Annotated in this window: 9 protein-coding genes; 6 read left to right on the top strand and 3 right to left on the bottom strand. The window is 68.5% G+C overall.

Annotation, left to right across the window (positions count from 1 at the left end):
- The first annotated feature begins 32 nt into the window (after positions 1-32).
- The 3 genes from urtC to urtE are packed head-to-tail and all read left to right on the top strand — an operon-like array spanning position 33 to position 2,682.
- Positions 33-1,145: an urea ABC transporter permease subunit UrtC gene (urtC, locus tag C3942_RS00045; protein ID WP_207765956.1), complete on the top strand. Its 1,113-nt coding sequence runs from the start codon at positions 33-35 to the stop codon at positions 1,143-1,145.
- On the top strand, positions 1,142-1,993 hold the full coding sequence (gene urtD, locus C3942_RS00040; protein ID WP_165797253.1) for an urea ABC transporter ATP-binding protein UrtD: 852 nt from the start codon (positions 1,142-1,144) through the stop codon (positions 1,991-1,993). Before urtC ends, urtD begins: the two co-directional genes overlap by 4 nt.
- Positions 1,987-2,682, top strand: coding sequence for an urea ABC transporter ATP-binding subunit UrtE (urtE, locus tag C3942_RS00035; RefSeq protein WP_104228295.1), 696 nt, complete (start codon positions 1,987-1,989; stop codon positions 2,680-2,682). The genes urtD and urtE overlap by 7 nt, the downstream gene beginning before the upstream one ends.
- 91 nt (positions 2,683-2,773) lie before the next feature.
- On the opposite strand, the gene C3942_RS00030 is transcribed toward urtE, so the two are convergent.
- The 3 genes from C3942_RS00030 to C3942_RS00020 form a co-directional block, all read right to left on the bottom strand.
- Entirely contained in the window at positions 2,774-3,349 is a 576-nt protein-coding gene (locus C3942_RS00030) for a DNA-3-methyladenine glycosylase I (RefSeq protein WP_104228294.1), read from the bottom strand.
- A 73-nt stretch (positions 3,350-3,422) separates the two neighbouring features.
- The gene (locus tag C3942_RS00025; protein WP_104228293.1) at positions 3,423-3,797 is read right to left on the bottom strand and encodes a DUF3303 domain-containing protein; all 375 of its coding nucleotides are present in this window, start codon (positions 3,795-3,797) and stop codon (positions 3,423-3,425) included.
- 176 nt (positions 3,798-3,973) lie between these two features.
- Entirely contained in the window at positions 3,974-5,296 is a 1,323-nt protein-coding gene (locus C3942_RS00020) for a dihydroorotase (protein WP_104228292.1), read from the bottom strand.
- 122 nt (positions 5,297-5,418) lie between these two features.
- Between C3942_RS00020 and C3942_RS00015 the strand changes: the two genes are divergently transcribed.
- From C3942_RS00015 to C3942_RS00005, 3 genes are all read left to right on the top strand, one after another.
- Positions 5,419-6,174 (top strand): SapC family protein, encoded by a 756-nt coding sequence (locus C3942_RS00015; RefSeq protein WP_104228291.1) that lies wholly within the window; start codon positions 5,419-5,421, stop codon positions 6,172-6,174.
- On the top strand, positions 6,164-7,252 hold the full coding sequence (locus C3942_RS00010; protein WP_104228290.1) for a hypothetical protein: 1,089 nt from the start codon (positions 6,164-6,166) through the stop codon (positions 7,250-7,252). The genes C3942_RS00015 and C3942_RS00010 overlap by 11 nt, the downstream gene beginning before the upstream one ends.
- 210 nt (positions 7,253-7,462) lie before the next feature.
- Positions 7,463-20,808, top strand: a 13,346-nt coding sequence (locus tag C3942_RS00005; protein WP_114409688.1) for a two-partner secretion domain-containing protein, incomplete at its 3' end; no start/stop codon positions are given.

Genomic DNA, 20,808 nt, shown 5'->3' with positions numbered 1-20,808 from the left:
TCAAGCCGGCGCCGCCGACGCCCTACCAGGTGATGATGCGCGAGGACCGCCCCAGCGGTGTCTTCCTCACCGTGCTGGCCATCGTCACCCTGCTGGTGCCGATCCTGCACCTGGCCGTGCCGGAAGGACACGTTCTGCACCTGTCGGGCTACACCGTCACCCTGATCGGCAAGTACATGTGCTACGCCCTGCTGGCGGTGGCGGTAGACCTGATCTGGGGCTACTGCGGCATCCTGAGCCTCGGGCACACGGCCTTCTTCGCGCTGGGCGGCTACGCCATGGGCATGTACCTGATGCGCCAGATCGGCACGCGAGGCGTCTACGGCGACCCGGTCCTGCCGGATTTCATGGTGTTCCTCAACTGGAAGGAACTGCCCTGGTTCTGGCACGGCATGGACGTGTTCCCGTTCGCGATGCTGATGGTCCTTTTCGCGCCGGGTTTGCTGGCCGGCGTGTTCGGCTGGCTCGCCTTCCGCTCGCGCGTCACCGGCGTCTACCTGTCGATCATCACGCAGGCACTGACCTATGCCCTGCTGCTGGCTTTCTTCCGCAATGAAATGGGCTTTGGCGGCAACAACGGCCTGACCGACTTCAAGGACCTCCTTGGCTTTGACCTGAAGCACCCGGAAACCCGCATCGTGCTGTTCATGGCCACGGCCGTGGCGCTCGGTGCCGGCTACTTCACCTGCCGTGCGATCGTGCGCTCGCGCTTCGGCCGCGTGGTGCAGGCCATCCGTGACGCCGAGAGCCGAGCCCGTTTCATCGGCTACCGCGTGGAGAACTACAAGCTCTGGCTGTTCACCTTCTCGGCCATGCTGGCCGGCGTGGCCGGCGCGCTGTACGTGCCGCAGGTGGGCATCATCAACCCCGGTGAGTTCGCGCCGATCAACTCGATCGAGGTCGTGATCTGGGTCGCGGTCGGCGGCCGCGGCACGCTCTACGGCGCGGTGGTCGGCGCCATCATGGTGAACTATGCCAAGACCGTCATGACCGACGCCTTGCCGGACGCCTGGCTGTATGTCCTGGGCGCGCTGTTCGTGGTCGTCACGCTGTTCCTGCCGCGCGGCGTCGTCGGCCTGCTGCCGGACCTGAAGCACAAGCTCCAAACCCTGAGGCAGCGCCGCGCGCGCGCGATCAGCACATGAACGCACCCACTTCGATGGGCATGGCCGGGCGATTCGGCGGCGCCTTCGGCCGCGTGCTGCAACGCCGCGGCAGCAGCTCGGCGCCCAGCCTGGACCTGACCCACAACATCATCCTCTACGTCGAGGGCGTGACGGTCAGCTTCGACGGTTTCCGTGCACTCAACGACCTGTCGCTCTACGTCGCACCCGGCGAACTGCGCTGCATCATCGGGCCCAACGGTGCCGGCAAGACCACGATGATGGACGTCATCACCGGCAAGACACGACCGGACACCGGCTCGGTCTGGTTCGGCCAGACCCTGGATCTGCTGACCCTGGGTGAGCCGGAGATTGCCCAGGCCGGCATCGGCCGCAAGTTCCAGAAACCCACGGTGTTCTCCGAGCACAGCGTGTTCGAGAACCTGGAACTGGCCATGGCCGGCGACAAGTCGGTCTGGAAGATGCTTTTCGCACGGCTCACGCCGGAGCAGCTGACGCGCATCGACGAGGTGCTCGAGACCATCGGCCTCAAGGATCATCGCAGCGCCCGCGCCGGCTCCCTGTCGCATGGGCAGAAGCAGTGGCTGGAGATCGGCATGCTGCTGATGCAGGACCCGGCCCTGCTGCTGGTCGACGAGCCGGTGGCCGGCATGACACCGCAGGAGACCGAGCGCACCGCCGAACTGCTGACCTCGCTGGCCGGCAAGCACTCCGTCGTGGTGGTGGAGCACGACATGAATTTCGTGCGCTCCATCGCCCGTACCGTCACCGTTCTGCACCAGGGCTCGGTGCTGGCCGAGGGGACCATCGACGAGGTCCAGAACGACCCGAAGGTGATCGAGGTCTACCTGGGAGAACCGCGGTGCTGAGCGTCAAGGGCGTCAACCAGTTCTACGGCGGCAGCCATACCCTCTGGGACGTGGACCTGGACGTGGCCACCGGCTCGGTGACCTGCCTGATGGGCCGCAACGGCATGGGCAAGACCACGCTGCTGCGCGCGGTGATGGGCCTGCTTCCGGTGGCCAGCGGCGAGATCCTCTACGAGGGCAGGGACATCCGCCGCATCGCCGCCGACCGCCGCGCCGGCATGGGCATCGGCTACGTGCCGCAGGGTCGCGAGATCTTCCCGCAGCTCACGGTGGAGGAGAACCTGCGCCTGGGGCTCTACGTGCGCAAGAGCGGGCAGGCCGAGGCGCTGGAAAGGGTCTATGCCACCTTCCCGGTGCTCAAGCAGATGGCCCGGCGCCGCGGCGGCGACCTGTCCGGCGGCCAGCAGCAGCAGCTCGCCATCGGCCGCGCACTGGTGTACGACCCGAGGCTGCTGATCCTGGACGAGCCCTGCGAGGGCATCCAGCCCAACATCGTGCAGGAGATCGGCGACCTGATCCTGCGGCTGAACCAGGACACCGGCCTGACCGTGCTGCTGGTGGAGCAGAAGCTGCCGTTCGCCCGCCGCGTGGCCAGCGAGTTCCGCATCCTGGACAAGGGCCGCGTGGTGGCGCAGGGAGCGATCCCGGCCCTCAGCGACGACCTGGTGAAGCATCACCTGACGGTTTGAGGGGCCCCCCGTGGGAGCGGCTCCAGCCGCGATCCTTCCGGGGGCGACGCAGAGGGCCGCGGCTAAAGCCGCTCCCGCATGAACAGCGGGATCAACGCCCGACCTGCTTGTGGCGCGGGCAGCTCACGAGATGGTCGTTGACCATGCCGGTGGCCTGCATGTGGGCGTAGATGATGGTGCTGCCCACGAACTTGAAGCCGCGCCTCTGCAGGTCCTTGCTGAAGGCATCGGAGACCTCGGTGCGCGCCGGCACTTCCTTGATCGACTTCCAGCGGTTCACCAGCGGCTTGCCGCCGACGATGCCCCACTGATAGGCGGCGAAGCTGCCGAATTCCTTCTGCACGGCCAGGAAGGCCTGGGCATTGGCGCGGGCCGACCAGACCTTGAGACGGTTGCGGATGATGCCGGGATCCTGCAGCAGCTTCTCCAGCTTCGCGTCGGTGTAGCGCGCCACCTTCTGCGGGTCGAAGTCGGCGAAGGCCTTGCGGTAGCCTTCGCGGCGTTCGAGGATCGTGCGCCAGGACAGGCCGGCCTGTGCGCCCTCCAGGATCAGGAACTCGAACAGCACCCGGTCGTCGCGCACCGGTACGCCCCACTCGCGGTCGTGGTACTCGCGGTATTGCGGCGTGGACAGGCACCAGGGGCAGGGCGCGGCGGTAGCGGGCATCGGCGTTCTCGATCTCGTCAGAACGCCTAGCCTCGCCGACCGTCGCCCGGGCTGCAAATCCGCGCGCGGCTGTTCAGCGGGCTGTTTCGCTGCGCGCAGGGCGCAGCTTGTCGGCGTTGGCGGCAAGGAAGCCGGCGGGAATCTCGATCGAGCGGCGGGCCTCCGAGGGCGAGTTGTGCTTGCCGCGCGTGATCGCCTGGCGCAGTTGCTCGTCGTTGATCGCGGGATAGACCGTGACGGCGAACAGGTCCGTCCAGTGCCCGACCCAGAGCATGATCGCCTGGGAGTCCGCCGCTTCGGCCAGCGCGAAGCCCGCGACGGGACCTACGGCATGCCAGCGGCCCACCAGCTTCACCCCTTCGGTCTTCCGGTCGAGCGTTTCGAGGAAGCGATCCACCGCCGCGTCCCGGCATTCGGGCGCAGCGTTCCAGCTGACGAGGAAAAGCATGGCACCCCCCCAACGAGATCGTAGGGCCGGCCGCCCTTCCGGCCGGTCCGGCGACGCCCTCGGTCAGCCCGGTCGAGCACGCGCTTCCTGCGTCTCCCGGGGACGAATCGCCTGAAACCATCTTGAACCCGGCCGCGAGGCGCGCAACCCCCTTTTCGGGGGGGCTGCCGCGGCGGCTAGACGAACTGGATGCGCCGGCCCCGGGGCGCGCCGATGACCTGGCCGTCGCGGTAGACGATCTCGCCGTTGACCCAGGTGGTGAGGATGCGGGCCGGGAAGGTCCGTCCCTCCACCGGCGACCAGCCGCACTTGTAGAGCACGTCGGGCTTGTGGACGGTGGTGCTGCCGTGCGGGTCCACCAGCACCAGGTCGGCCCAGTAGCCTTCGCGGATGTAGCCGCGGTCGGGAATGCCGAAGCGGTCGGCCACGGCGTGGCTGGTCTTGCGCACCACCGTGCGCATGTTCATCTCGCCGCGCTTGACCAGGTCGATCAGCATCAGCAACGAGTGCTGCACCAGCGGCAGGCCGGAGGGTGCCTTGAAGTACTTGTTGGCCTTCTCTTCGGCGGTATGCGGCGCGTGGTCGGTGGCGACGATGTCGATGCGGTCCTCCATCACGGCCTTGACCAGGGCGATGCGGTCCTCGGGGGTCTTGATCGCCGGGTTGCACTTGATCAGGGCGCCGAGGGCGGCGTAGTCGCGGTCGTCCATCGCCAGGTGGTGCACGCAGGCTTCCACCGTGATCTTCTTGCCCTGGATCGGGCCCGGCGTGAAGAAGGACAGCTCACGCGCCGTGGTCAGGTGCAGCACGTGCAGGTCGGCGTTGTGCTTCTTCGCCAGCGTGGTGGCCAGCAGCGTGGACTGGTAGCAAGCCTCGGCAGACCGGATGTTGGGGTGCTCGGACCAGGGTACATCCTCGCCGTATTTCTGGCGTGCGGCTTCCTCGTTGGCCTTGATCATCGGCGTGTCCTCGCAGTGCGTCACCACCAGCATCGGCGCGCGTTCGAAGATGCCGTTGAGCGTGGCGGGGTTGTCGACCAGCATGTTGCCGGTGGAGGCGCCCATGAAGACCTTGATCGCGCAGGCTTCGTTGCGCTGCAGCGCGGCGATCTCCTCGAGGTTGTCGTTGGCGCCGCCGAAGTAGAAGGCGTAGTTGGCGAAGCTGCGGCCCTCGGCCATGGCGTACTTCTGGCGCTGCAGCTCGCGCGTGGTGATCGCCGGGATGTTGTTCGGCATGTCGAAGTACGAGGTCGTGCCGCCCGCCACCGCGGCGCGGGACTCGGTGAACAGGTCGCCCTTGTGGGTCAGGCCGGGTTCGCGGAAATGGACCTGGTCGTCGATCACGCCGGGCAGCAGCCACTGTCCGCGGGCGTCGTACACCACCGTGCCGGCCGGAGCGTCGATCTTGCTGGCGATCTTTTCGATGCGGCCGTTGACGATCAGCAGATCGGCGGCGGTTTCGTGTCCCTCGTTGATGATATGGGCGTTGGTGATCAGCATCGCGGGCTCCGGGTTCTTGTAGTACGGAAATTTTACCGCGTTACGGCCCCGGGCAGGTTGCCGGGGAAGGTTCCGGGCGGCTAGTGTTCCGCAGGGCCTGCGGCAGGACAAAAAGGGAGAACATGGCCAAGAGCGTCAAGCTGATCGCCCCGCCGGGGTATGCGGTGGTAGAGCCCCTGGACAAGCAGAAGCATGCCGGGATGGGGCTGCGCAGGGATGCCGGCTTTGCCTGGAGCTCGGGGATCAACGCCGCCTTCCTCAATGCCGCCGAGTTCTTCAAGGCGGCTCTGGACTATCCCATTGCCTTCGTGCGGGAGCCCAGGAGCGGGGAGTTCCTGCCCATGGCCATCCTCGGGCTCAAGGCCCGGCAGAACCTTTTCGTCGATGCGCAGGGCCAGTGGCGGTCGCAGACCTACCTGCCGGCCTATTTCCGGCGCCATCCCTTCTGCATCGCCGAACTGGCGGGGGAGGCAGGTGCCGCGCCGCAGCGCCTGGTCTGCGTGGATCCTTCCGCCCTGGAGAAAGGCAGCGCGCAGCCGCTGTTCGGCGCCGATGGCGTGCCCACGCCGGCCTGGGAGGCCGCGCACAGGCTGCTGGAGGCCATGGAAGGCGCCAGGCAGCAGACCCGCGCGTTGATGCAGCGGCTGGAGGCGCTGGGCCTGCTGGTGCCTTTCGACGCCGTTGCCATGCCCAGGCAGGGTGAGCGGAGCCGCCTGCAGGGGCTGTTCCGCGTGGATGAGGAGAAGCTGGCGGAGCTCCAGGCCAGGGATTTCAAGGCCATGGCCAGGAAGGGCGAACTGCGGGCGGTCTATGCCCACCTGCTGTCGCTCGAGAATTTCGCAAGACTGCTGGAATACGCACAGAACGATGGGCGTTGAACTCAAGCTGACCGACCGCGAACTGCCGGTGTCCCCGGCCTTCGTGGACTTCCTGGCCCACCTGGTGGATGGCCGCCCCTTCACCGACCACGAGTGGGGGGACCAACTGTCGGAGAAGTTGAACTACGCCCATCGCGACCTGGCGCAGCGGGCGCCCAAGGACGCGGAGCGGGTCATGGCCCATCCGCGCGGACGGGTGGCAGTGGCCCGCTCCTATCACTGGCTGCTGGCCCTGCTGAGCGGCAACCAGAATGCCCTGCGCGAGCTGCAGCTCAAGTTCCACTTCGTCAATGTCATCGGGATTCCCCGTACCGGCGGATCCTATCTGACCAAGGAGCTGTATCGCGCGCTGGGGATGGATCCCGCCACCGTGCACAACGCCCTGGCCCACGACGGGTTTCCAGAGGCGGGGCCGTTCCAGCTCAACGAGGGCGCCAACTCCTGGGTGGTAAGCCTGCAGACCATGGCGGAGTACCTGGTCATGGTCGAGGCGTTCTTCGGCCAGCGCCCCCGGCACAGCGGCAAGATCGTGGTGCCCAAGAAGCTGACCAAGGGGATCTACGCCGGCGGCTTCTTCCATCGGGTCCTGGGCGAGGCGGTGGAGCACATCGTGACGCTGAGGCATCCGGTGGCCTCCTGCATCTCCACCTACGAGAAATCCGGGGGTTTGCCGGCCAGCGGACGTTTCGCGCTGCGTTCGAACATCGAGGAGTGGTGCCGGCGGGACTTGGCGTATGTTGGCATCTCCGGCGAAAACCTCGCGCAGATGGATTATTTTGACGCTTACTTGCGTTATTGGGAGCAGTATCACCTGTACATCGCCACCACGGGCCTGTCGGCCAACCGCGATCTCAAGGTGGTGGTCTATGGCAAGCCGCGCATGGAGGAACTGGCCCAGTCTTTCCACCACCGCTACGGCAGCCGCGCGACGCCGGGGGAGTTCAGGCTTTTCGATCGTGCCCAGGAGCGCCACCCGGACTGGATGAAGCGCGCGCAGCCGGTGATCGAGCGCGTGGCGGCGGTCTGGCAGCGGGTCCAGCTGCCGTTCCCGGTCGACCAGATCATGGAAGGCTGGTAGCCCCCATCCAGGGGGTGAGAAAGGCGGCTTTCATGACGCTGTGAAGTGCGTCAAATACAAGCGTTGACGGGGGTTTAGCCCACGCCTAGAGTCCATTGGAACCCTGCGGGGTCCGCCGTGCCGGACTGGCGATGGCGGGCGCCGCGGGTTTTGCCGTCGCATGCAGCGCATCAGAGCCGTCAAGGCCATCCGGGTTTCAGGGAGTGTTTCATGGGCAAGCCTTCCTTCAAGCTGCGTCCGCTGTCGTCCCCTGCGCTCCGGCGCTTCTACGGCATCGCGGCCGGCGCGCTGACGCCAGGACTGGCGCTGGCGGCACCGGCCGGCGGCAGTGTCGTCGGCGGGCAGGCGACGATCGGTACGCCGGCCCCCGGCGGCACGGTCATCAACCAGACCTCCCAGAACGCGATCATCAACTGGCAGCAGTTCTCGGTCGGCGGCAACGAGTTCGTGCTGTTCAACCAGCCCAATGCCTCCGCCGCGGTGCTGAACCGCGTGGTCGGCGGCCTGCCGTCCGAGATTCTCGGCAACCTCAGCGCCAACGGCCGCGTCTTCATCGTCAACCCCCAGGGCGTGATGTTCGGCGCGGGCGCCCGCGTCGACGTCGGCGGTCTGGTGACCTCCACCCTCAGCATCCGCGATCAGGACTTCATGTCCGGCCGCCACGTCTTTGCCCAGGGCGCGTCCGCTCCCGGCAGCATCCGCAACGAGGGCCGCATCTCGGCCGGGCCTTCCGGCTTCGTCGTTCTGGCTGCCGACCGTGTCGAGAACGCCGGCCTGATCAGCGCGCCCGGCGGCGACGTGCTGCTGGCTTCCGGCAGCCGGATGACGCTGACGCTGGATGCCGAGGGCCTGGTGGGCTACTCGATCGACGCCGCGGCCCTGTCGGACCGTGCCGGTATCGAGAACCTCGGCGAGATCGTCGCCCACGGCGGCACCGTCGTGCTGGATGCCAAGGTGGCGCACAGCCTGATGGGCAATGTCATCAACCAGCGCGGCAAGGTCACCGCCCGGTCGGTGGAGGAGCGCGACGGCGAGATCTACCTGCTGGCCGAGGGCGGCGACATCGAGAACTCCGGCACGCTGGATGCATCCGGCACCGGCGACGCGGATGGCGGCAAGGTGATCGTCCGTTCCGACGGGGATATCACCCTGACCGGGACCGGAGTGATCCGGGCGGACGGCGCCGGCGCCGGAGACGGCGGCATCGTGCGGCTGATCGCCGAAGAGACGGCGGTGACCGAGCGGGGCTCGCAGATCACCGCAACTGCCGGGCCGGCGGGGCGTCTCGGCGGTTTCATCGAGCTTTCCGGGCACGGCAGCCTGCGGGTGCGCGGCGAGGTGCGGGCAGGGCGCGGCGGCCAGGTGCTGATCGATCCCACCGTGGTCACCATTGCGCAGGGCGGCGGCCTGCCGAGCTCCTCGACCACCGATTACGTGACGATCTACGAGCAGCAGATCGAAAGCATGCTCAATGCCGGAACCGACGTTGCCATCGTCGCCACGCACCGCATCCAGATCAACGACCTGTCCGTCGGCGGCACGAGCGCCGACGGCATGATCAACGCCACCGGCAACGGTGGCCTGCTGCTGGGCATCGGCTCCGTGTCTCCGGCCGGCAGCTTCGGTGCCGTGGGCGTGCAGGACGATTTCGTGGGCTTCAACCGCCAGGGTGGCGGCAGCAGCTATGGCGGCATCATCTTCAACAACAGTCTCGGCAACGCCATCCGCGTCAGCGGCCGGCTGAAGCTGATCGGCGGCGCGGCGCAAGGCTTCATCAGCACCGGCGACCTGGAAGCCGCCGATATCGAGATTGACGGCGCCGACGACATCACGGTGGGTGAGCTGAAGCTGAACGCGGCCGGCGGCAGCATCGTGGTCCGCAACACCAGCGGTAGCGCTGATACCTCCCCCTCCGGCGAGGACATCAGCATCGCCGGCATCGACGCGAGCGGCGCCAACTCGGTCCAGATTCGCGCACGCGACGACCTGACCATCTCCGGCACGGTCCAGGCGGATGCGGCGCTGGTGGATTTCGAGGCGGGCATCGACGGTGCCGGCAACCTGGGCACCTCCCTGATCACCGGCGAGGAGATCCGGCTGCTCACCACCGGTGGCGACATCAACGTGGCCAGGCTGGCCGCCGCCGGCGGCCTTGCCGCCAGCGGTGACATCCGCCTCACCACCGTCAACAGCGGCTCGGTGACGCTCGACGGACTGGGCCTGTCCGGCAGCGATGGCCAGGTGCGGATCCAGTCCGCGCAGGACGTGACCCTGCGCGGCGGCAGCTACGACGCTGGGGTCGCCGGCCTGATCGATATCGACGCCGGCGGCAACGTCGTACTGGGCACGCCTTCTCCGCCGGTCGACGTCTCCGTCACCGGCAGCCTAGATATCGACGCCGACGGCTCCGTCAGTACGGTCACCACGACCGGGCTGGATGTCGGTGCCGCGCTCACGATCCTGGCGGGTACCGGCATCAGCCTCAGCGGTGCGGCCAGTGGCGGACTCGCCGTGGACCTGCAGACCGTGACCGGCGACATCGCGGTGCAGGGTGTTACCGGCGACAGCATCCGCCTGAAGGCCTTCGATGGCGACATCTCGGCAGGCCTGCTGACCGCGACCTCCACCACCGGGGGCGGCAGCGCCAGCAACGGCATCATCGACGTGCGCGCCGAGGGTTCGGGCGCCATCACGCAGATGGGCAGCGTGAGCGTGACCAATGCCGACGGCTACGTGGTGCTGTCGGGTGCCAACGGGATCGGCAGCCTCGGAGGCAGCTACGCGGTGGGAACCGGCGGCACGCTGGATCTGAGCGTCGATTCCGGCATCCTGTCGCTTGGCGGATTCCTCCAGGTGGACGGCAGCCTGGTCGGCAACGGTCCCGAGATCACCGCGGGGGCCATCGACGTGGGCGGCGACCTGACGCTGACGACGCCGGGCGACATCACCTTCGATTCGGCCATCACCGCGGGCGGTGTCGCCATGCTGTCCGCGGGCGACGGCGCTTCCATGAGCCTGGGGGCGCTGGATGCCGGGCGCATCGTGCTCTCTGTCGGCAACGACGGCAGCATCAACACCGGCCTGCTGACGGCGGATGGCGGATTCCAGAACGGTTCCGCCGGCGATATCGACGTTGACGCGCAGGGCTCGCTGGGCACGGCCAACATCGGCGGTGCACAGCTCAATACCGCCGGCGTGATCAACCTCTACGGTGTGGGCGGCTTGACCGTGCGCGACCGGGCGGATGCCAAGGCGGGCGGCAGCGTCAGCCTGCGTGCCGATGGCGGCAATGTGTCGCTGGGGTCCTCCTCATCCGGCCTGAGCGTGACCGGCAACCTGTTCGTCGACGCCAACAGCACCGCCATCGTGGCCTACGATGACCTCATCGTGACCTCCGGCAACGTGAACCTGGATGCCTCCGGCTCCGGTGCGGCAGTCCAGTTGTCCGGTGTGCTCGGCGCCGCCAGCGGCAATGTCCTGGTGACCGCGACGGGCCCGATCGGCATTGCCGGCATGGCGGCTGGCAGCAGCATCCAGATCCGCGCGACCGGCTCCGGCGGAGCGGTGGACCTGGGCGCCGTGGGCCTGGCCGTGCCCGGCAGCATCGATATCTCCGGCGAAGCCGGCGTGACGCTGACCGGCGATCTGGACGCCGGCAGCGGCGGTACGGTCCATGTATCGGCGTCCGGGGGAGTCCTGACCCTGGGTTCGTCGGGCTCGCCCTCGGGTTCGCCGCTGGGGCCGCTGTCGGTCACGGGCAGCCTGGATGTCTCGACGACCAACGGCGTCGATATCGTGGCACTGCAGGATCTCGGGGTGACCGGCGGTAACGTCACCATGGATGCCAGCGGGGACGTCGACCTGGCCGGCCTGTCCGTCCCGGCAGGTGCGGTGACACTGTCGGCCGATGGCGACATTGGCTTCAGCAGCATCGTCGCCGACGGCGGATTCCTGTTCGGCGAGGGGGTTCGCATCAATGCCCGCGGTGCCGCTCCGCTCTCCGGCATCGGGACGATCACCCTGCTCAATCCGGGCGAGGTGAGCCTGACCGGGCAGAACGGTATCCAGGTCACGCAGGCCGTCAGCGCCGGCGGCAGCAGCGGCAACATCCGCCTGAACGCACTGGGCGGCGGCCTGTCGATCGGGACGGCCGGCACCGGGGTCGGCTTTACCGGCAACGTCATCGCCAGCCTCGACAACGGCGCCACCCTCTTCGCCAACATCGCCGGCGCGCACAACGTCGATCTCCAGGCCTATGCCTCCGGTGCCGCGCTGGGCAGCTTCGACGTGCGCAACATCGTGGCGGACGGCAACATCGTGCTGGGCAATGCTTTCGGCGGTACCTCCTTCGAGGGCAACATCAAGGTCGGAAACCTGGACGCGGGCGGCAGCATCAGCATCACCTCCAGCCGCAGCGTCGACGGCACGACGGGCGCCGCGACGGACGCCCTGCTGGCAGGCGGCCTGGTCAACATCGATGCCAACCTCGGCAACTCGGGCACCGGATCCATCGCGCTGCGCAACGTCACCGGCGCGCGCGTCCAGATCGGCAGCAGCCTCGACAGCCATGCCACGGACATCAGCACCGGCCTGCTGACGGCCAGCGGCCTCAGCAGTGGTTCCGGAGACTTCGACATCTACGTGGCCGGCGGTGGAGCGCTTAACGTCGCCGGCGTCAGCCTGATCGGCGGCAGCAGCGGCCGTGCCTTGCTCTCCGCCGGCACCGACATCGGGCTGGACGGGACCAGCTTCTCGGTCGGCAGCAACGGCACCCTCAAGCTTTCGCTGGCGACCGGGCCGCTGTTCCTCGGAACCAGCTTCGCCCTGACCGGCAACCTGCAGGTCGCGGCAGACAGCATCAGCGGCGGCACGCTCAGCGCGTCTCGCGGCATCGACCTGGCATCCGGCGGCGACATCGAGTTCACCGGTGCCCTGAGCGCCAACACCAGCGGCTACGGCGGCGACCTGGTCGTCAACGGGCTGGGTGGTCCCGGCGCGGTCACGCTGGTGTCCGCCTCCGGCAGCCGCGTCAGCATCAGCAACGAGAGCGATATCCTGATCAGCGGCACGGTCAGCGCCGGCGGCGGCAGCGGCAGCTCGGGTGATCGCAACATCGACATCCAGTCGACTGCGGGCACGATCAGCGTCGGCGGCATCGCGACCGGGGCGAAGGGCTATGCCTACCTGGACGGCGCGGACGTCAACCTGGCGGCTGGCGGACTCTATACGGCGGGCTACGGCGGCGAACTGGTGATCCGCGCCGCCGATCAGCTTTCCTTCGGCACCGGCATCTCCGACGCGGTTTCGCTGACCGGGAACCTCGACGCGCAGGCAGGCCGCATCGTCGGCAACCGGGTGATCACCTCGGGCGATCTCGTCCTCGGCGCCGACCAGATCACGATCAACCAGGCCAGCGGCCTGCTGCTGGCCAACAGCGGCGACGTGATCCTGACGGCCGGCAGCGATGGCGCAGGCCTGCTGACGGTGGGCGACGTGACCGGCGCACGCATCCGCATCACCAACCATGGCGCGGTGGTGACCGGTGACCTCACGGCGGACGGCGGCGGTTCATCCGGCGACCGCGACATCCACGTGCTGGCCTATGACGACCTGTCCGGGGCGGCCTCGATCAGCGTCGGCGCCATCGACATGGCCCTGGCGGCGGGCGACGGCTATGCCGAATTCCAGGGACACAACGGCGTGTCGCTGACGGCTGGAGCCGATGTCGGTGTCGGCGGAGCGCTGGTGGTGCTCAGCAGCAACGGGGTGATCAGCCTGGGAGATATCGCCCAGGGTGGCGACCTCTATGCCAGCAACGGTTCCGGCGGCATCCAGGGCGGAGACATCACCGCGGCCTCCGTCTTCCTGTACAACAACTACAGCGGCGGTACGGACATCACGGTGGACAGCGTCACGTCAGCCGCCGATGTCGATATCCAGGCACGCAACGACCTGACCGCCAACGGCGACGTCAACAGCACCGGCGGTGAAGTGCAGCTCCATGCCGGCCTCGACGGCGGCGGCACGGTCAGCCTGCAGGACGTCGGCGGCAGCCGCGTCATCGTGTTCACCAACGGCGACATCAGCACCGGAACGCTGGCCGCGCAGGGCGGGGGCAGCTCGGCCGGCAATGCCCGCGTCAAGGTGGAGGCGCAGAGCGGCTTCGTCGATGTGGGCGGGGTGGACCTCGCCGGCGCCGGCTATGCCTATCTCCAGGGCAACGGCGGCATTGCCGTGACCGGTACGTCCTTCGACGTCCAGGGCGGCACGCTGGAGCTCAGGACCACGAGCAGCGTCGACTTCGGCACCAGCGCCAGCGCGGCCTTCCAGCTCGACGGCAACCTGCTGGTGTCGGCAGGCGGCATTACCGGCAACGCGATCACCACGCTGGGCGGCGGCGATATCGACCTCACCGTGCCGGGCGGCATCAGCCTGGGCACCCTCAATGCGGCCGGGGCCATCGACATCGAGGCGCCCGGCGGCATCAGCCTGGGGCAGACGGCGACGGCCGGCGGCGACATTACGCTGCATGCCACGGCTGCCGGTGCCGGCGTCAACTACCGCAACCTGATCAGCGCCGCGGGAGCGGTGACGCTGACCGCGGACCGCGGCAACGTCATCGGGCTTGCGGGAGAGGGCGATGTCACTGCGGGCGGCGCGATTGCCATCAGTGCCTATCGCCCTGGCAACGGCGGCACGGGCAGCGCCGCCGGCGGCGACATCGACGTGGGCGACCTGAGCTCGGGCACCCTCAGCGCAGGCGCCGGCATCACCTTGACGGCCGACGACCAGATCACGGCGGACAGCGTGGCCATGGGTGTCTCCGGTGGCGGTACCGGCTTGCTGGACATCGGAACCGGCGTGCTGAACGTCGGCGCCATCACGGCCGGCAGCGTCGATATCCGCGTGGGCAGCGCGAATCTCGACGGCAGCATTGCCGCCACGGCGGGCAATGTCTACGTTCAGACCGGGGGCAACATCGATGCCGCCACGGCCGGCTCCATCAGCGCCACGGGCACTCTCCAGCTCGATGCCGGCGGATCGGTGGTCGCCAACGTGCTGCAGGGCACGGCGGTCACGGTGGATGCCGACAACGGCATCCTGCTGTCCGGCGACATCAACATCGCCGGCGACATCATCCTGCGCACCTACAATGCCAATACCGGAATCGGCTTCACCAACCTGGTCACCACCGGCGGCGAAGTCTTCCTGAGCGCGGCACGCGGCAACGTGACCGGTGCTCCGGGCGAGGGCGACATCACGGCGGGAGACAGCATCACGGTCGGCGCCTACCGGCCGGGCAACGCCGGCACTGGCAGCGCCGCGGGCGGCGACATCAGCCTGGGTGCCCTGCGCTCGGGCACCGCCGTGGCGGGCGCCGGCGTCACGCTGTCCGCCGACGACGTCATCACGGCCGGCAGCGTGTCCATGGGCGCGCTGGACAGCGGTACGGGCTACGTGGACATCGACACCGGCAACCTGACGATCGGGACGATCATGGGGGGCAGCGTCGATATCCAGGTCGTCACCGCCACCCTCGAAGGCAAGGTCACCGCCACGGTGGGCGACGTGTACGTGCGCACCTTTGGCAACCTCGACGCGGCCTCGGCATCCACGATCGGCGCGGCGGGCGACGTAACGCTGACGGCCGATGGTTCGGTGACGGCCAATATCCTGGAGGGTGACAACGTCACGGTGCTGGCGAATACCGGCATCAGCCTGGCCGGCGATATCGACATCGCCGGCGATATCGAGCTGCACGTCTATGGCGCGAGTGCCGGCATCGGCTTCGCCAACCTGGTGAGCACCGGGGGATCGGTGATCCTGACCGCCGAGCGGGGCAACGTGACCGGTGCCGCGGGCAAGGGAGACGTCACGGCGAGCGGGACCATCGCCGTCAGCGCGTATCGTCCCGGCAACGGCGGCACGGGCAGCGCCGCGGGCGGCGACATCGACATCGGGGACCTGCGTTCGGGCACGTCCGTCGCGGCGGACGGCATCACGCTGGCCGCGACCGACCAGATCACGGTGGACAGCGTGGCGATGGGCCTTTCCGGCAGCGGTACGGGACTGCTGGACGTCGATACCGGCCTGCTGACCATCGGCACAGCCACGGCCGGCAGCGTCGATATCCGCGTCGGCACGGCCGACCTCAACGGCAGCCTGACGGCGACACTGGGCGATGTCTACCTGCAGACGTCGGGCAACCTGGATGCCAGCGGCGCCCCGACGATCGCGGCGGCGGGCGACCTCACGCTTGCTGCCGGGGGCTCGGTGACGGCGAATGTCCTGGACGGCGACACCGTCACGGTGGACGCCAGCGGCGGCATCGGCCTGGCCGGCGGCATCGACATTGCCGGCGACATCCGGCTGCATGTCTACAACGCCAGCGTCGGCATCAGCTTCACGGACCTCGTCTCGACGGGCGGCTCGGTGAGCCTGACCGCCGAGCGGGGCAACATCAGCGCCGCACCCGGAGAGGGCGACATCACGGCGGGGCGTGGCATCACGGTCAGCGCCTCGCGTCCCGGCAACGGCGGCACGGGCAGCGCCGCGGGCGGCGACATCGACATCGGGGACCTGCGTTCGGGCACGTCCGTCGCGGCGGACGGCATCACGCTGGCCGCGACCGACCAGATCACGGTGGACAGCGTGGCGATGGGCCTTTCCGGCAGCGGTACGGGACTACTGGACGTCGATACCGGCCTGCTGACCATCGGCACAGCCACGGCCGGCAGCGTCGATATCGACGTGGCCGTGGCCAACCTCAATGGCGATCTGCAGGCGACGGCGGGCAATGTCGATGTGCTGACCAGCGGCGCCCTCACGGCAGGCCCCAGCACCACGTTGACCGCCTGGGGCGACATTGACCTGTGGTCCACGGCCGGCAGCGTGGATGTCAACATCCTGGAGGCCGACAACGTCTCCCTGACGGGATTCGGGGGCGTGGTGGTGCGCGGCGACATGAATATCGCCGGAGACATCGCCCTGCAAGCGATGGCGGCGAGCGCCGCCGTGCAGTACCGCAACCTGGTCAGCACCGGGGGTTCGGTGACACTCCTGGCGGATCGCGGCAACGTGATCGGGGTGGCTGGGCAGGGCGACGTCACTGCGGGCGGCAGCATCACGATCAGTGCCTCGCGCCCCGGCAATGGCGGCACGGGCAGCGCGGCGGGCGGCGACATCGATGCCGGCGACCTGCGCTCCGCCACGGCGACTTCCTCCGCAGGCATCCGCCTGGCCGCCACCGATGTGGTCAGGGTGGGCAGTGTCGGCATGGGTCCGAGCGACAGTGGAACCGGCCTGCTGGAGATCGATACCGGAGTGCTGACGATCGGTGCCATCAACGCCGGCAGCGTGGATGCCAGCGTCGTTACCGCGAACCTGGACGGCAACGTTTCCGCCACCCAGGGCGATGTCCAGGTGAGGGCGGCCGCCAATATCCAGGCTGCAGCGCCCGAGATCAGCGCAACGGGCGATGTCACGCTCAGCGCCGACGGTTCCGTGACCGCCAACCTGCTGTCCGGTGCCAATATCACGGTGGACGGGCGTGCCGGCATCAGCCTGAACGGCGCTGTCGTGGCGGACGGCAGCATTGGCCTGCACGCCTACAACCCCAGCGCCGGCATCGGATTCGTCAATCTCCAGGCCGGTACCGGCAACGTCGTCCTGACCGCCGAGCGCGGTAACGTCACGGGGGCGGCCGGGGCCGGCGATATCAGCGCCGGCGGCAAGATCGCGATCAGCGCCTATCGACCCGGCAACGGCGGTACGGGCAGCGCCGCGGGTGGCGACATCGATGTGGGCGACCTGGAGTCCGGCATCAATGCCGCCGCGCCCAACCGCTACCTGCAGCTGACCGCGACCGACCGCATCGCCACGGGCACGCTGACGGCCAACAACGGCGGCTATGTTGACCTGGATGCGGGCGGTGCCGGCATCGCGGTGGGCGGCATCAGTGGCGGTTCGGTGGACCTCAATACCAGCGGTAACCTGGCGCTCGGGGGCGGCATCGAAGCCGAAGACGCGGTTCGCCTGACGGCTTCGGGCCTGCTGGACCTCTCGGGGCTGACGATCGCAGCCGGCTCTGACGATGCCAGCGACAGCGTCACGCTGTCCGCGGGGGCGGTCGACCTGAGCAATGCCACGCTCAGCGGTGCCGGCGATCTTTCCGCCAATGGCGGCAATGCCGATGCGCTGACCTTCCTCAACACGGTGCTGGATTTCGGCGGCCTGATCAGCTTCACCGACAGCACGGGCGATTTCGATCTCACCGGCAGCAGCCTGACCGGCGGCAGCATCTACCTGAGAGCCAGTGGTGGCGACCTGCTGACCGGCGGGCTCATGGCCAATGGCGGGTATATCGACCTCGGAGCGCTGGGCGATCTCTCGACCGGCACGCTCGATGCCGGCACCGATGTCTCCGCCAGCGCCACCAACATCGCGATCGCCGGGACGGTGAGTGCCTTCAGCGGCATCTATCTCTCGGCCGGCGGTACGCTGGGTTACAGCGGCGACCTCACGGCTTCCGGCGGCTACATCACGCTGTATGCCGGCAGTGGCGATCTGCTGCTGGCCAATCTCACGGCCGGCAATGGCATGCTGAGCGTGCAGGCTGATGGCGGTTCGATCACCGCGGACGCGGTTTCCGCCACCGGCGGCATCGCCTTCCTTCAGTCTGGCACCGGTGACGTCACCGTGGACAGCGTCAACGGCCAGCAGGGCATCACCGTCAATGCCGTCAACGGACTGGTATCGGTGACCGGCGCGGTCACGGCCGTCAGCGGTTCCATCGGCATCACTGCCGGCAACGGGGTGACGGTAACCGGCACCGTCAGCGGTGCGGACAATGCCGCAGAGGGCATCGACATCAGCGGTGGTGCAGGTACGGTGAACCTGCAGGTGGTGACGGCGACGGCAGGATACGTCGATATCGACAGCATCGGCGGCAATCTGCAGTTGCAGGGCGTCAGCGCGGTTACTGGAATCCGCCTGTCGGCCGGCGGCACGCTCGGCTACACCGGCAACCTGTCCGCCGCCAATGGCGGCATCACCCTCTACGCGGGCACAGGCGATCTGCTGCTGGGCAACCTGACAGCGGGCAATGGCACGCTCAGCGTGCAGGCCGATACCGGCTCGATCACGGCGGATCTGGTTACGGCCACCGGCGGCAGCGCCTTCCTGCAGTCCGGCACCGGTGACGTCACTCTGGACAGTCTTGGCGGCCAGCAGGGTGTCACGGTGAATGCCCTTGGCGGGAGGGCAGACGTCACTGGAGCGGTCACCGCGGCGAACGGTTCGGTAAGCATCACCACCGGCAACGGCGTGATGGTGGGGGGCACGATCAGCGGCGCCGACGGAGCAGCCGACGCGATCGACATCAGCGGCGGCAGCGGCACGGTCAGCCTGCAGCAGGTCACGGCCACGGGAGGCTATGTCGACATCGACAGCGCTGGCGACGATGTGCAGCTCCAGGGCGTTTCCGCGGTCACGGGGATTCGCCTGTCGGCGGGCGGCACGCTCGGTTACACCGGCAACCTGTCCGCCGCCAATGGCGGCATCACCCTCTACGCGGGCGTGGGCGACCTGTTGCTGAGCAACCTGACGGCGGGCAATGGCCCTCTCAGCGTCCAGGCCGATACCGGCTCGATCACGGCGGCCGCGGTTTCGGCCACCGGCGGCAGCGCCTTCCTGCAGTCCGGCACCGGCGATGTCACCCTGGATAGTCTCAGCGGCCAGCAGGGCATCACGGTCAATGCCCTCAACGGCAGAACAGACGTCACCGGAGCCGTCACCTCGACGAACGGTTCGGTGAGCATCACCACGGGCAATGGCGTGACCGTCGGCGGGACGGTCAGCGGAGCGGATGGGGCCGGCGAGGCCATCGACATCAGCGGTGGCAGCGGCGCGATCGTCCTGCAGCAGGTCACGGCCACCGGCGGCTACGTCCAGATCGACAGCGCGGGCGGCAGTCTGCAGCTCCAGAACGTCAGTGCGGCGACGGGAATCTTCCTGTCGGCCGGCGGCACGCTCGGCTACGTTGGCGACCTGTCCGTCGCCAATGGCGGCATCACCCTTTATGCGGGTGCCGGGAACCTGATGCTGGGGGAACTCACGGCCGGCAACGGCACGGTGAACGTGCAGGCCGATGCGGGGTCGATCACGGCGGACGCGGTTTCGGCCACCGGCGGGAATGCCTTCCTGCAGTCCGGCACCGGCGACATCACGCTGGACAGCGTGAGCGGGCAGCAGGGCATCACGGTCAATGCTTTCGGCGGCGCGGTTTCCGTGACGGGCGCGGTCACCGCGGTGAACGGTTCGCTGGGCATCACCGCCGGCAACGGCGTCACGGTGGGCGGGACGGCGAGTGGTGCGGATGGCGCCGGCGAGGCCATCGACATCAGTGGCGGCAGCGGTGCGGTCGTCCTGCAGCAGGTCACGGCCACCGGCGGCTACGTCCAGATCGACAGCGCAGGCGGCAACGTCCAGTTGCTGGGCGCCACGGCGCTTGGTTCGGTGAGCCTGTCCGCGGGCGGCGACGTCCTGCTGGGCGGAGGTGCGATCAGCGGCGCTACGGTGGCGATCATCGCGGACCTGTTCCGCTCTGCCAGCCTGCTGGAGGTCACCGCGACAGCCGGGGACATCGGTATCAGTGCGGACGTGCAGGCGCCGGTCATCGACTTCGACGCCGCGACCGCGATCGCCGTGAGCGGCACCCTCGATGCCGGCGCGACCGGCAGCGTGAGCCTGATCGCCAACGGCGGCGATGTCAGTACCGGCACCGTCACCACCAGCGACCTCACGGTGGAGGCCGACTCCGTCAGCTTTGGCGACCTGAATCTGGGCGGCGCCCTGTCGCTGACGTCCAACCTGGGCGACATCGTCACTGGCCAGCTCACGGCGGCCAGTGTGGTGCTGGATTCGGCGGCCGAGCTCGACAATGACGGCATCGCGTCCGGCGGCGCGGTGGTGATCGATGCCGACAATGTCCAGCTCGGAGCGGCGATTACCGGCAGCAGCATCACGGTCAATGCAGACACGGTCTCCGGCAGCGTCGATATGACCGCCACCGCGGGAACCCTGGTGCTGAACGTGGCGTCCGTGACGTCGAGCCTGATCGATCTCGGGGGGCGCGACGGCATTGCCGCCAGCGGCCTGCTCGACGCGGCCGGCGGCAGCGTGGTCCTGGATTCCTCCAATGGCCTGATCCAGATCGACGGCGGGATCATTGCAACGAACCTGCAGGCCTCGGCCACGGCATTGGACCTGGCCGATCTCTTCACTACCGGCGACGTCACGCTCGGCGGCGTCGTTTCCCTGACCGCCAGCGCCGGGGACATCACCGGCGGCAACCTTGCCGCCGGCGGCAGCCTCACGCTCGATGCCAGCGGCGGCATCGACATCGGCAATGCAGGCGGCGGCAGCCTGTCGCTGACGGCGGGCGGCCTGGTGGACACCGACAACCTGACGGCGACGGCCGGAGCGATCACGGTCAGCGGCGGCAGTATCGACGCCGGCGTGATCTCGGCCAGCGGCGACGTCACGGCCACCGCGGG

This window comes from Solimonas fluminis (assembly GCF_002930645.1).
Lineage (GTDB): Bacteria > Pseudomonadota > Gammaproteobacteria > Nevskiales > Nevskiaceae > Solimonas_A > Solimonas_A fluminis.
The sequence above is the reverse complement of the archived record's forward strand: the minus strand, read 5'-3'. Positions and strand labels throughout refer to the sequence as shown.